At 48.2% G+C, this 14,050-nt stretch carries 10 protein-coding genes and 1 tRNA gene; 4 read left to right on the forward strand and 7 right to left on the reverse strand.

The features are described from left to right. The first annotated feature begins 33 nt into the window (after window positions 1-33). Together LVQ77_RS13830 and LVQ77_RS13835 are read left to right on the forward strand one after the other, a co-directional pair. Window positions 34-609, forward strand: coding sequence for a transcriptional regulator (locus LVQ77_RS13830; RefSeq protein WP_151994130.1), 576 nt, complete (start codon window positions 34-36; stop codon window positions 607-609). A 114-nt stretch (window positions 610-723) separates the two neighbouring features. Further along, a tRNA-Phe gene (locus LVQ77_RS13835) sits at window positions 724-799 on the forward strand. A gap of 283 nt (window positions 800-1,082) precedes the next feature. Here the strand turns inward: LVQ77_RS13835 and LVQ77_RS13840 are convergent. From LVQ77_RS13840 to LVQ77_RS13870, 7 genes are all read right to left on the reverse strand, one after another. Then, entirely contained in the window at window positions 1,083-3,827 is a 2,745-nt protein-coding gene (locus tag LVQ77_RS13840) for a S8 family peptidase (protein ID WP_255666899.1), read from the reverse strand. 308 nt (window positions 3,828-4,135) lie between these two features. Next, on the reverse strand, window positions 4,136-4,594 hold the full coding sequence (locus LVQ77_RS13845; protein WP_232904687.1) for a GNAT family N-acetyltransferase: 459 nt from the start codon (window positions 4,592-4,594) through the stop codon (window positions 4,136-4,138). 96 nt (window positions 4,595-4,690) lie between these two features. After that, entirely contained in the window at window positions 4,691-5,812 is a 1,122-nt protein-coding gene (locus LVQ77_RS13850) for a DUF4056 domain-containing protein (protein WP_232904688.1), read from the reverse strand. Then, window positions 5,812-6,945 (reverse strand): BamA/TamA family outer membrane protein, encoded by a 1,134-nt coding sequence (locus LVQ77_RS13855; RefSeq protein ID WP_232904689.1) that lies wholly within the window; start codon window positions 6,943-6,945, stop codon window positions 5,812-5,814. The genes LVQ77_RS13850 and LVQ77_RS13855 overlap by 1 nt, the downstream gene beginning before the upstream one ends. After that, entirely contained in the window at window positions 6,945-7,919 is a 975-nt protein-coding gene (locus LVQ77_RS13860; RefSeq protein WP_232904690.1) for a putative outer membrane beta-barrel protein, read from the reverse strand. Before LVQ77_RS13860 ends, LVQ77_RS13855 begins: the two co-directional genes overlap by 1 nt. Before the next feature lie 47 nt (window positions 7,920-7,966). Next, a complete protein-coding gene (locus tag LVQ77_RS13865) occupies window positions 7,967-9,118 on the reverse strand; it encodes a BamA/TamA family outer membrane protein (protein ID WP_232865447.1) in 1,152 nt (383 codons plus the stop codon). Continuing rightward, the gene (locus tag LVQ77_RS13870) at window positions 9,115-10,728 is read right to left on the reverse strand and encodes a mechanosensitive ion channel family protein (protein ID WP_232904691.1); all 1,614 of its coding nucleotides are present in this window, start codon (window positions 10,726-10,728) and stop codon (window positions 9,115-9,117) included. The genes LVQ77_RS13865 and LVQ77_RS13870 overlap by 4 nt, the downstream gene beginning before the upstream one ends. Before the next feature lie 224 nt (window positions 10,729-10,952). Between LVQ77_RS13870 and LVQ77_RS13875 the strand changes: the two genes are divergently transcribed. Both LVQ77_RS13875 and LVQ77_RS13880 read left to right on the forward strand, forming a co-directional pair. Further along, complete coding sequence (locus LVQ77_RS13875; protein WP_232904692.1) at window positions 10,953-12,047, forward strand: GGDEF domain-containing protein; 1,095 nt, start codon at window positions 10,953-10,955, stop codon at window positions 12,045-12,047. 369 nt (window positions 12,048-12,416) lie between these two features. Next, window positions 12,417-14,006 (forward strand): arylsulfatase, encoded by a 1,590-nt coding sequence (locus LVQ77_RS13880; protein WP_232904693.1) that lies wholly within the window; start codon window positions 12,417-12,419, stop codon window positions 14,004-14,006. Window positions 14,007-14,050 lie beyond the last annotated feature (44 nt).

Raw genomic sequence — 14,050 nt, forward strand, 5'->3', positions numbered from 1 at the left:
TGAAGTATGACGGGTACAACGGAGGAGATAACCGTGCAACGCGAAACAGTACTAGAGCACGCCTTACACGTACTTGAACGTGAAGGAATTGCCAGCACCACCCTGGATATGGTCGCCGCTGAGGCAGACTATCCGGTTACAGAGATCAGCAATTTCTGGCCAAACAGTGAGGCATTACTCTATGACGCCCTGCGTTATTTGAGTCAGCAAATTGATGTCTGGCGCCGTCAGCTCGCGCTTAATGAAGAGATGTCACTCGAGCAAAAACTGTTAAAGCGCTACGAAGCGTTGACCGAATGCGTCAACAACCATCGCTACCCAGGATGCCTGTTTATCGCTGCCTGCACTTTTTACCCGGATGCATCGCACCCGATTCACCAACTGGCCGATCAGCAGAAAAAAGCCGCCTGGGAATTCACTCATGAAATGCTAATGCAGCTGGAAGTGGATGACCCAACGATGGTGGCGCATCAAATGGAACTGGTGCTGGAAGGCTGCCTGAGCCGTTTGTTGGTGAAACGCAGCCAGGCTGATATCGAAACTGCCCGTCGACTGGCCGAAGATATTCTGCGATTTGCCCAGTGCCGACAAGGTGGCGCATTGACCTGATGAATTGTTTTCTCGCCATTTTGCATGAAAAGAAAGCACTTAAACGCATTTAGCCTCTTTTTTATGACAAAGCCGTTGACGCCTGGCGGCCTTTACGGTTTAATGCGCCCCGTTGCCCGGATAGCTCAGTCGGTAGAGCAGGGGATTGAAAATCCCCGTGTCCTTGGTTCGATTCCGAGTCCGGGCACCACATTTAGAAGAACCCGCCTATGGCGGGTTTTTTGCTTTTCGAGATTCGGACTCTTCATCGAACTGCGTTCGATTACTCGTCACCTCCGTGTGACTCGCCCTGCGGGCCAGCGCAAGCGCTGTTCAAAAACGTTCCCGACGTTTTTGTCCGAGTCCGGGCACCACTATTTAAAGAAACCAGCCTATGGCGGTTTTTTTGCTATTGGGGATTCGGACTCTTCATCGAACTGCGTTCAATAATTCTATTGCTCGTCGCTTCCCTGCGACTCGCCCTGATATAACAATTACCAGAAGTACTTCACACCCGCGCTGGCAGAAAAGGCCTGGTCATTCGCCGTGCTACTCTGCGTCCCGGCAAAAAGCTGCACGCTATCCAAAAGAACGTAATCAATATCTAAGCCGTAATCGAAACTGTTTCGGTCAAACTCTGGCGAGTTAAGCGAAATCTCCTGCCCGCTCATATTGGTCGTCAGTCTCATATCGCTGATATCGCGCGCCACAATCTTGCTGGCCTGCGCCCATGCTGACAAATGCAGTTCATTGCTCACCATATAATTAAAGCGAGAGCCCAGCGCCACGCTGCTCTGGCGCCCTTTCATGCCGCTAACACTCACACCCTGTGGGTTTTCTTCATCGATACTATCGGTATGAGAACGATCGTATTCAACGCCGAGATAAGGCGTGATATCGGCTTCATGCGGTAAATGAAATGCGTAGCCTGATTCAAAGTAGAGGCTCGCGCTGCTCATGTCCGTATTCGACTTCTGGCTACTTTGCGTGCCATGGCCGATAACCGGACGCTTAATGTCAGCATCGCCACGCTGGTAACTTGCCAGACCGTTCAGATAGAACGCTCCATCGTTGAACTGCCCATAAGCGCCAATACCATTCTGGCTCCCATCAAGACTCCCACCGTTTCTATCCAGCCTGGCAGTGATATTATTTTTATTAACGAAACCACCCAGCAGCAAGGCATTGCTCACACGACCATCCATCCCCACAGAGGTGTTATTAGTGGTGCTGCTCACCTGATTCCATCCATCAGGCTGATACTGGTTTTTCATATAATCATAAGAAGTCCACACGCCAGGGGTAACTTTACCCATGCCATACATGGCACTTAAGCGATTCACGACAGTTTGCGTAAGGCGATTTTGCTCCGCCAGCAATACGGAAGGCAGCTCGGAATAAATAACGCCAGAATGGCTATCCACAATGCGCTGAACACCATCTCCTGAACGAGTAGATTGTAAGCCCGCGGAATAATCCAATAATTGCTGCTCGTCTACCGTCAGTACTTCACCGTTATGCTGCTTTAATGCAATGTCATTAGCAGCAGCAAAAATGCTGTCTACCGCTTTGGCCCCTGCCATTGACAGAGAATCGCCGTTACTGACGGCATTTTGTGCAGAGACTTGTTCCACATCGAGATTGACGTGGTCAGGCGTGTAATTAACATGATTAATCTTCAGGAACTTGCTGCCCTTGACCTGGCTAAATTGCCCCTGAATATTTTGCGCATGCAGAATGTCGTACGTTCCGTTAACCACGTAATTCTGATTAACCACGTTGACCGTGCCATCCAGCGCCGCGTTACCGCTAATATCAAGCTGATTATCAATGTAGGCATTAAGTATGCCGCTATGGCTCTGTGAATAATTGCCTTTCACTTTCAGTGAGCCGTTAGATAAATCTATCGTCCCACTGTTATAAGTCGAACTCACTGAACCAGAACCGGTTAACGTACCGCCGGGAGAAATATTCACCGATCCACGATCAATACTGCCACTAACCCACAGTGTGCCCTGATTTACCGTCGTATCGCCGCTATAGCTGTCATCACCCGCCAGTTCCAGAATGCCGTTACCGTTTTTAACCAGACCAGCATCTCCTGATATATCGTTACTGAAGATGTAATGCGAATCGGGTACTTGAGCATTAAAATCGCCAAAGAGAGAAGAAAACAGCATTGGGCCATCTTCTGCACGCAGCGCATTTAACTCACCCCAACCATAGGTCGCGTTATAAGGTGCTCCCTGTGGTGAACCATCTGACAGATAGTTTGCGGTCGTTAATATTGTTTGCTTTACCTGCTTTGCGGTCATCCAGGGATATTTGTGCCATACATTTGCCGCCGCTGCCGTAACTTGAGGTGCAGCACCTGAAGTACCGTAGAAATTGACATAACCGTTGTTATTCTCGCTGAGCAGTGGCCCAATAACATAATCGCCAGCAAGACACCAGGCTGCTGCCCTTCCGCATGCATTACTGCCTTTAATTACGCCGTTTTCATCATATCCGCTATAGAGCTGCTTATTACTATCAATACCCACTACCGTGATTAACCCATTTTCTATTGAGCTATCAATCAACGGGGTGAAATTTTCTGAGGATGGATTATTAAGGAGATCATTGCCGGCAGAGAAAACGATTAAGCCATTACTATTTACCAGATATTTTAATACCGCGGTAATAGGTGAATTCGCATCATAAGAATTATAACTCCCCCATGAAGCATTAAATAAATTGACTCCGTAATGCTCATGCAGATCCATAATGGCAGCAAGTTGATCATCAATCATTGAATGGCCAAGAGGGTCATCGGTCGTTTTCGCTTCATAAAGCTGAACGTTCTGGCTACCCACATAGGTCCCACCACTCCCCGTACTGGCAAGGATTTGAGAAACATAGCTCCCATGTCCCGAAGTATCCATATCAGCCAGTGCCAGCGATGCCGTAATATCCTCGGGAGTAAATGCGCCTGAGCCAAGGTTCTTCCCCTGCCCGACATAATGCAAAATAATAGCAACCTTACCGGTAATATTATTGAGATTTTTATTAATGCCTGAGTCCAACACCCCAACTTTGACTTTATTATTATTTGTTCCTGGAGTTTGCACATCGGGTTTTATAGCTGGAGTATTTATTGTTTGAGGAGAGCCCGAGCCGCTACCACCGCCGCCTCCACCACATGCCGTTAACAAAAGAGGTATAAATAGCGCGATTTTTCTTAACTTTAATATATTCATTGTCCCAGCGATGTCTATTTTTGGATATTTATTATGAACTTTATGAGGGTAATAAACATTACTGAATAGTTGTGTGAAAATCAAACATATTATTAAATGACAACTCACTCAATAATTAATATAAATGGATAAATTGAATGCTCATATTTTTAGGGAAAATAAAGCAAAATAAGATGAAGAAGGGATTATGCAAATACATTAAAGGGAACATCGCAAAATTCGATGTTCCACAAAGATGCATGGTTTTAAAATAGTGGCCCAGTCCAAAAGACACAATCTTACTTTTGGGTAGCTTTACGTTAAACCCGCTACAAAACCAACGTCATAAATCGGCTATTTGGGTCGAGTTGATAATCAGCAAACGGCTCACAATCGACAAAGCCATGCTTAAGATAAAGCTGATGGCAAGCAGCAAAGCCCGGCTGACTTCCGGTTTCTAAACTCAGACGCTGGAATCCACGGTCACGCGCAACTTGCAAAATGTGCAGCAAAAACTGGTTTGCCACACCACGGCGTAAAAAGTCCGTCGCGGTACGCATTGATTTCAACTCACCATGCCCATCATCGAGCATTTTCAATGCACCAATTCCGGCTAATTGCTCCCCTTCCCACGCAGACCAAAATGTCACTGCCGGGTCGCGGAGTTTTTGCACATCCAGCGCGTGGCTGCTTTCGGGTGGTGACTGTTCCAGCATGCCGGAAATATGATAGGCCACTAATGTCTGCACCGCCGGATGCGAAAGATCGTCAATTTTGATTGTGAACATGCGAGGTTTCCAAATGTTGGGTAGAGAGCAAGTAACATATTTGCAACATCAAAACGAACAATCGCCTGTTCGTCCAATAACGATTACTTATAGTTCTCACTTCTTCATCTGCTGTAACTGAATCTGATCGGCATATTTGGCTTGTTCTGCCAGCGCTGGAAACTGTGCCGGAAGATAAAAACTCTCCGGTACTCTAAGCCCACGCATGTCGCTGCCGGTGTGGATTTGCAATTCTCCAAGCTGACTTATCGTCACCCCGGCAACTGCCGCAGGCATCACTAAGCGGTAAGGCTTCGCCTTTTCAAATGGGACTGGAGTCGGGTAACGGTTCTCGCTGAGATCATAGTTACGGTTGAGCACCAAAAATTTATCCGGCACCCGGCGCTTGCTGTTCCACCAGTCGCCGTCCACTTCGCGGAATTTTCTTTCTGATTCTGTGTTGCTGACCGCGCCAAGTTGTACCAATGCCTTGTGCAACGCCTTGTCTATCGCATGATCGTAAGACTCAATTGACCTGGCGTGTCCGTGCAAAATCACGTTTATCGCCAGCCGCGCGCCCAATAAATTGGAATAGAGATCTTCGGGTGAAAAAGCAGAGATCTCCTCGGAAAATCCCGGAACCGACTGGAATCCATACCACTGGGCAATCTCATGCCATTGCGCTAACTGAAACGCGAGATGCCCCGCAAGCCAGGCGGCAATCGTATAGCGTTCAACCATGGACGCGGGTGGATTGAACGCATGAAGCTGAATGCGTCGGACCCCCAATTCTTCGCTATAGAACAGCCGCCAGTCCTGGCCAAGCCGCGAGTAGATCTGCGTGAAAAGATAGAAGGTGTTATCAGCAGTATCACGTACATGGGCGATATCAATAAAACCCCCACGGCGAGTGTAAATGAGGCCACTTTTCTCCTCACTCAAACCAACAATATTTTTGACCGCTCCCAACGCGCTATCGTTATAACGATGATGCCCGAGGGAGGTAAGCGTCAGAATATTACCAATCTGGTAGACCGGAATGGGTACACCAACGGCTCTAACTTGCAGGTCATATCCAAAGGCACAGCAAGGCCGTAAAGACTCAGGAGCCGTGAGCTCTTGTGTTATCGGCCATACTCGCCTCGCCTTCTCAATGGGCAAGATATCTGCTGATTTCGCTGATGCGCCAAAACTCAGGGATGCCACACCGAGCAGCAGAGAAAAAATCCAGCGCTGCATTAAAATGCCTCCGCAACTTGAAAGTAAAACCCGGCACTCTCTTTGCCAAACCCCAGGTCGAGGCGAATATTCATATCAGGCTTAACCTCGAAGCGGTACCCCGCGCCGACCGTAGGTAACAGCGGGTTGTCTGAAAGATTATGTGGGCTATCACCCAATGCGCCCGTGCCAACCCACAGCACATAACCGTGTCGCCAGTTAAGTTTTTTACGGTATTCCAGTTGTGTGCTGACCACGTCTTTATCGCGATAACGCCCCTGGTAATAGCCACGCATCCGATTATCGTCCCCGGCCTGCGACAAGCGATCCCATGGCACATCGCCACGTGCAAAACGGCCCCAAAGATCGAACGCCAACACATCCTGATTGTTTAGCGGAAGGTAATAATTATATTGCAGCTGCAAAACGGTGAAGTGGTTATCCGAGCCAAGGGCAGGATCAAAAATACTGTATTCGGCACTAAAGAACTGCCCACGTTGCGGCCGGGTTATCACATCCCGAGAATCGTAGTTGATAGTCGCCGTGATCCCTGAACTTAGCGAATTTCCATTTACGTTGTAGCGGGAGAAGTTATCACCGGGATGTTGATCATCAATATTTTCAGCGTCATACGTTGAAAAATCCCAACCCAAACCGGCATACAGATCATCAACCACCTGGCGCATGATCTGCGGTTGAAGGCTAATCGATTGTTGCGTGTATTTCTGCTCATCACCCTGCGCCGCATCGTACCCGATACCCCAAAAACCGGTCGGGATCTTCGCAAGCGATCCATCAATAAACAGCCGCCATTCATCCCCCGCAAAGAAAGTGTAATTCCTCATGCCAAGCCCTAACGCACCGCTAGTACTCACAAAACCGGTAAACGACACCGACGAGTTTTGCGTGACATGATCGTTGGGATCAACTCGGTACACTCCTGCGATGGCAGTCCCCAGACCAAGTTTCAACTCAGGGGTATAAAACGGCCCCGGCAACACGCTCCAGTCAATGCCTTTACTGGGGTCATACTGATTATCAGCCCCCAGCTTTCCCAGAAAACCGTCAATCTCCTCGCGCGTCATGGCAACCGCGTCCGTCGGTATATTCATCAGGCTTAATAAGCCCAAAAATAGCGCGCCACGTTTCTTCATTAGAATCGATATTCGCCTGCGATGAAGAAGCTATTACGCTCGTTAAAACCAATCTCCGTCAGCACGTTAAAGTTTTGCGTAAGTTCATATTGCGCACCAATCAACGTGTTCCATGGCGAAGTGAGATGCTGTTTAACGTCAAAGCGTCCATCGTCATCTTTATTTACTGAATTGATAAGCGGCTGAAGTTCGGCAGGCATATGCAAGTCAGATAGATTGCCTTTGAACTCCTGCTGGACGTCCTGATACATCGCCCCGACCCACACGCTTAAATGCGATGGCCCGGAAATTTGCGGCATATCGAAACGATACCCAACACGTGGCGATACGGTCAGGGCTGAGATTTTGCCATCCAGAATATCGAAATTGGTACGCGTGTAGTTGGTGTCCACCAGCGTAAACCAGTTTTTATACCCACCCGCAAGCGTAATGCCGGTGCCATAAGTAACGCCTTCAAAATCGAGAGTGAAATCGATGTTCTGTAAATCACCGCTCTGATTGAGGCTGTGCACCGACGAGGCAATAATCCGGTCAATGCCGGTATAACGCGACGGATCGGCATCCACCGATACGTTCGAAACCGACGAGCCTTTGGTGTAACCCATCAGCCCATAAATATTTAAAAACGGGAACACCCACATATCGAGGCGCAGGTTTTCAGTTTTACTGCGCTCGCGCGTATGGCCGACATCAATGGCAAACATATCGCTGGGAATGGGGTGCGCGCCAAGCTTCAACCCTGAGAAAGTAATGCTATCAACGTCGACATTCTGGCGAATATTCATATAGCTGAGATTCACACCAAACGGCAGCGGAATAGAATATCCGCGCGCACGCGCTTCATCTCCCCAGATGGGAAACGTGCTGCTGTCTGTCGCAGTGTCCGTCGTCGCACCAAACGCCGCACCGGATAAAAACAGTAGCGGCAGCGCAATTACTCGGCACTGCTGCACACTCTTTTGGATTTTCTTCATGGCGTTCTCTTTGATATTTGCATGGTCAGTCAGGCGGCAAATTCCCTCTATAGCCCCGCCCCCACATTGAAATAAACGGCTTGTTCGCTGTCGCTAAAGGCGACATCAATCCCGGTGTGCAATCCAAACTTGCGCGCAATCAGGTAGCGAAACCCACCGCCATACGCCACTTCGGTTTTATTAAACAGATCGTCGGCCTCTTTGCTGGCGCTTCCTGCCCCCACAAAACCCTGCAACACCCAGCGCGGCGTCATTTGCCATTCAAGCTGGGTTTGCGCAGTGCTGACATAATCTCCCTGATAGCGATACTGCGAGATGCCTCGCAATTTGATATAGGGCCGTGCCATCGGTGGCAAATGCCGGTCATGGTTTGAAAGTGACTGATAATTCCCGGCCAGCACCAGCGTGAAATCGGTGCCAAGCGGTTGGAAATATTTGCCGTCGAGCGTCAACATGTCGTAGCGGTAATCACCACCGAGGAAGCTGCTATAAAACTGGTATTCCGCCGTGGCTGACAGCCCGTTGTGCGGGTAGAAAAAGTTATCGGTGGTGTCATATTCCATGACCAACCCAAGCGCTGAAGAAGCGCTCTCCTCACCCAAAACACGCTGCAATGCGCGGCTAATAACCGGGTTATCCGCAGAGATTTTGGTATCTGCGTAAAACTGTGAAGCGCCGATAAAGAATGGCGTATCAGCTACTCGGAACTGCAATTTTTGCATACCGCCGTAGCCTTTGGTTTGCGTACTGATGCCCTTTCCTCGAGAGAATCCTGCAACGTCACCTGAATAAATATCAAGATTTACATCGGCATAACCGAGTGCGACCAAATAACGGATGCTGTCATTGTTCCAGGTATGGCGATGACCACCGCCAACAAACCAGGTGCCATTTTGCGTCGCGCCCCCACCGAAAGCCGTGACTGCAGGCGGGATAGTTTTTCCACCGGGATGGTTTTTCCCGGCTTCACTGTCCGGCGTATCATGCAAGAAAAGGCCAAACAATCCGCCGCCGTAACCTACCGCAGGCTCGGTTATCACCACCGGGACCGGCAAAAAGCCGTAACGGTTGTCACTAAGGTATTCGCTCATATCCAGCATACCGTCCACCTCATCAATCAGCCCGCTGGCACTGGCGACCAATGGCTGTGACAAGCCCACGCCAAGAAGCAGTGCTAACGAATAGCCAGACCTTTTCACGAAGGCTTCTCAGGCTGGGTGGCAGGCGCAGCAAACCAGTTATCACGCGCCACCATCACCGCACCTTCCGGCTGGTTAACAAAATTCGGCGACATAATCTGCACGTTGAATTCGTTAAACACATCCTGAATATGGCTGTGCAATTCGCTCTTCACGCCAGCCAATGATTCACCCACGCGTAATTTGACCTGTAATTCGTATGCGATGTACCAGTCCATCAAATTGAGCTGGCGAACCAGCGGTGGTGTACTGGGATCAATGCCTTGTGTACGTTTAGCAGCCAGCTCCAGCATGGCGTGAACCTGCCGCCAGGGCGTGTCGTAACCGATAGTGACACTGGTTGTCAGATTGACGCCAGAACCTGGATTCTGAGCGCTGAGGTTAGTGATTTTCCCACTCACGACCACCGCATTCGGCACCGTGACGATGTAGTTTTCACGTGTGAGGATTTTGGTTGCCAGCATACCGACTTCATTCACCAGCCCTTCGTTATCGCCAATACGAATGACATCGCCTTTGCGCAGCGCACGGGAATAGGTCAGCACCAGGCCACTCATGGCGTGGTTCATCACCCCTGCCGAGCCGAGCGTTAGCATCAAACCGAAGAACACACTGATGCCTTTAAAAGCTAGCGAGTTCGCACCTGGCAAGAACGGGTAAGCGGCTGAAAGTGCGAACAGCCAAACCATCACGGAAATGAGTTTGCGTGTGGCTCCGACCGTTTCCGGATGCAAACCAGGCACCGTCAATTTGCCGCTTTCAACACGTGCTAAGAGTATTTTCAGTAACTTGAGGATAAATGCGGTTAGTAAAAAGATAATCAAAACAATTAATAAACCGGGGAAGGCCGAAACTATCGATAAGGCAATTTTCTGAATAACACCAATCGACCAGTCACCTAACGATTCCCCCCAGACTCGCGTCCACGGGTAAAGCAGGAAGATCCAACTCAACCAGACATAAAATGCGGCGATTCCCAATAAAATCATAAGCAAACCGTAAAGATAGCCTTCCACGGCCCCCACTAACTCGCGCCATTTAGCCGGGATTAAGCCCTTTCTCTGACTGACTCTCCCTTCAAAGTAGCGTTTGACTCTTTTCCAAGACTTGAATGCGCCGTAGAACAGCACACCTAAAGCGAATGTGGCCGCCACGGTTTTTACCGTCGCGATGGCAAGATAGGAGGAAGAATATTGATCTTTGAGTGACGTTCTTTGTTCATCAAGACGCACTAATACACGTTGAGCAGCCTGGTCGAGTGTTAAGTCATCGCCCTCATCCAGATCGCCTTCGGTCAGTAACATCAACACCTTGCCATTAATCGTGAATAGCCGCCCCTGCTGGTTATAGCGTTTTACCGGAGTGATTTGCACCGGCTGGCTGATGTCGTCTTCATGTAACGAACGTAAAGTCTGGCGGATACGCAATACGCGTTCCTCAGGAGTGGTCAGGCCAAACTTTGCCTGCAACATGACAATCGGTTGATGAAAGATATAAACCGTGCGTGCTTTATCTTGCTCGGAAGGTAGTTGCCGTGGTTCAGCCGCTTGCAGCGCGCAAGAGGCGTACAGAGTTGTCCATGCCAAAAAAATCAGCAGCGCCCTAATCATATTCATCACCCGGAAAGGAAAGAATTTTGTTTTATTATTCAATCACACGAGATTAATCGCACTCGTCTAATATCTGCTTTGAGCATAGACCAGCATTAAGCATATTCAAGATAAATGGAGAGATGTTAACGAGTTACCAGATGTGGACTTCAATTGGTGGTATCACTTATGCATGCACGGTATTATTAAATGGATTAGTTAAATTTATTAAAGGAGCTGTACCTGTGGACATTAATCACAGCACTGGCGAAAACGTCATTACCAGTACCAAAGGCTACATGTGGTTTTTGTCACTAAATATCATTTTCTGCGCCTGGTTATTCTTACGCGATACCCACCACAATGGTCTGGAATCCCTCCCATTAGTATTACAAATTCTCTGTGGTTGTATCATGTCACTTTCATTAATAAACCTGATTGTGACCGTTAATATAAAGAAGAACATTAACGAGGGTTTTTATCACAAAATCCTTCCCGCCATTGTGCTGGTTTTGGGATTGTTGTGGGCGGTATTATTCTTCAACTTTACGCTCTACTACCAAAGCCCGCTCATCACATTAATGATGACCATCATGGTGTTATTACCCGCCACGATAACGTTCTTCATCTCTGGCCGACTGCTATTTCTCTTTTCTACACCGCTGGTGCTTTCACTGCTGTATGTTGAAGTTTTCTTAAAACATAACTTCAGCCTGCCACAATTTATCGGTGCCATCATCATGCTGCTGGTTATCTACTCCGCGCGCTACATTTTGCTCGAGTGGTATCAGCGTGTGCAGCGCAGTGAATATGAAAAAAATATCCTGATCAAAAAACTGGTACAGCAGGCGCACTATGACGCTTTAACCGGGCTATTTAACCGCCTGAGCCTGACTCGCTTCTTTGAAGAATGCGTAAGCTCACTTTCCGGGAATAAAAAAAAGCTGTTCATGATTGTTATGGATATTGATTTTTTCAAGCAATACAACGATGTATACGGCCATGTTGCAGGCGATAAATGCCTGATAAAAGTCTCACAATGCATTGAGAAATCACTAAGAAAAGAGAGCGATAGTGCGTTTCGTTTCGGAGGTGAAGAGTTTGTTGTACTGACGGTGTGTGATGATATTTCTCAGGTCAAAGCGATAAGCCACAGGATTCAGCAAAATATTGCTCATGCCCACATTCTTCATAAGGGTTCAGACGTCTCTTCAGTGCTCACCATCAGCCAGGGTATTGCACAATGGCAAGAGGGAATGGCACTGGAAGCACTAGTAGAACAGGCAGATCAGCAGCTTTATAAAGCTAAGAAAAATGGCAGAAACCGCGTTTGCTTTTAAATGTTAATAATCACAAGAAAAAATCAAATTTAATCATGTGATATATCTTAACTTTGCTAATTATAATCCACCGGGAAAAGGGAAACCCTCCCGGTCATTTCTTTTAATCCCCTCACAAATCTCATTCAACTTTAGGCTCTGACGTTTAATATTAAACTAATTTGTTAAGAATCCCTTTAGTCCCAAATGGTACTGTATATATCTTCATTTATTAAGTATCAATCAGTTAGATAACCCTTCTTGTTTTTCAATTTAATAATAGTTGCAACACTCTTAATTATGAATTTTTCATGGTAATTCATAATGTAATAGCAAGTTTCAACCCTTGACTATACTCATTCAGTCCCCTAAATGAACGGAGTCCCAAAGATGCTTAACAACGTCCCTTTCAAAAGGACAATGATTGCCAGCATGCTTACTTTGATGTCTGGCGCAGTGTCCTCTGTTAATGCCGCTCCTGCTACCGCCTCGCCCGAAAATGCACCGAAACAAGACACATCAAAACCCAACATCGTGGTTATTTTCGGTGATGATATTGGTTACTGGAATATCAGTTCCTATAACCAGGGAATGATGGGTTATAAAACACCGAACATCGACAGCATTGCTAATGAAGGTGCCAAATTCACCTCCTATTATGCAGAGCAAAGCTCCACAGCAGGGCGTTCTTCGTTCATTACCGGGCAAATGCCATTCCGTACCGGGATGAGTAAAGTCGGTATGCCTGGCGCGCCACAGGGTCTGAGCAAAGATGACCCGACCATTGCCAACATCCTTAAACAACTCGGTTATGCCACCGGTCAGTTTGGTAAAAACCACCTTGGTGACCGCGATGAATTCCTGCCAACTGCACATGGTTTCGATGAATTCCTCGGTAATCTCTACCACCTGAATGCTGAAGAAGAACCCGAAAACCCGGACTACCCGAAAGATCCTGAATTCCGTAAAGAATTTGGCCCACGCGGCGTCATTAAGAGCACCGCCGACGGCAAAATTGAAGATACCGGCCCTCTTACCGTCAAGCGTATGGGCACAGTCGATGAAGAGACTCTCGCAGCCAACAACGACTTTATGGAGCGCCAGACCAAAGCCGGTAAGCCATTCTTTACCTGGTTTAACACCACGCGCATGCACAACAAAACACACCTGAAAGATGCCAGTATCGGCGTAACGGGTCTTGGGACGTATGCAGACGGCATGGTTGAGCATGACAAGATGGTCGGCGAGGTACTGCAGAAGATTAAAGATCTCGGTATCGAAGACAACACCATCATTCTCTACACCACCGATAACGGCCCGATGACGGCAACCTGGCCTGACGCAGGTATCACGCCATTCCGTGGCGAGAAAAATACCGGTTGGGAAGGCGGCTTCCGTGTACCGGCAATGATCAAATGGCCGGGGCATATCAAACCGGGCACCTTGATTAACGATATCTTCGGCAGTAATGACTGGTTCCCAACACTGGTCGCGGCGGCTGGCGTCCCGGATATCAAAGAGCAACTACTGCAAGGCTACAAAACACCGTCAATCACCTACAAAGTCCACCTTGACGGCTATAACCAACTCGACTTCCTACAAGGCAAAGGCGAAGACCCTCGCAAAGAGTTCTTCTACTGGAGCGATGACGGCGACTTGCTGGCCATTCGTTACGGCCGCTGGAAAGCACACTTCATGATTCAGGAACACACCGGGCTTGATCTGTGGCGTTATCCGTTCACGAAACTACGTGCGCCAATGATCTTCGACCTGGAAGTGGATCCGTTAGAAAAAGCTTCTGACGGTATGGGTTATCAGAGCTGGTTCTATGACCGCATGTTCCTGATGGGCGGCGCTCAGAAATACGTGAAAGAGATGCTGGCGACCTTTAAAGACTACCCACCGCGCCAGAAACCGGGTTCCTTCACGGTTTCCGATGCAGCGGCGATGATTGAACAAGGCTCCAACGCGAATAATTAAATCAGTCAACCGGGTGGGAAACTGCCCGGTTTTTTTAGGGGATA

The organism is Buttiauxella cochleicola (genome assembly GCF_021282435.1).
Taxonomy (GTDB): domain Bacteria; phylum Pseudomonadota; class Gammaproteobacteria; order Enterobacterales; family Enterobacteriaceae; genus Buttiauxella; species Buttiauxella massiliensis.

What these genes read in the sequence shown, in the direction of transcription:
- LVQ77_RS13840 (WP_255666899.1), bottom strand. Translation starts at nt 3,827, where the DNA reads ATGAATATATTAAAGTTAAGAAAAATCGCGCTATTTATACCTCTTTTG.
- LVQ77_RS13845 (WP_232904687.1), bottom strand. Translation starts at nt 4,594, where the DNA reads ATGTTCACAATCAAAATTGACGATCTTTCGCATCCGGCGGTGCAGACA.
- LVQ77_RS13850 (WP_232904688.1), bottom strand. Translation starts at nt 5,812, where the DNA reads ATGCAGCGCTGGATTTTTTCTCTGCTGCTCGGTGTGGCATCCCTGAGT.
- LVQ77_RS13860 (WP_232904690.1), bottom strand. Translation starts at nt 7,919, where the DNA reads ATGAAGAAAATCCAAAAGAGTGTGCAGCAGTGCCGAGTAATTGCGCTG.
- LVQ77_RS13855 (WP_232904689.1), bottom strand. Translation starts at nt 6,945, where the DNA reads ATGAAGAAACGTGGCGCGCTATTTTTGGGCTTATTAAGCCTGATGAAT.
- LVQ77_RS13870 (WP_232904691.1), bottom strand. Translation starts at nt 10,728, where the DNA reads ATGATTAGGGCGCTGCTGATTTTTTTGGCATGGACAACTCTGTACGCC.
- LVQ77_RS13880 (WP_232904693.1), top strand. Translation starts at nt 12,417, where the DNA reads ATGCTTAACAACGTCCCTTTCAAAAGGACAATGATTGCCAGCATGCTT.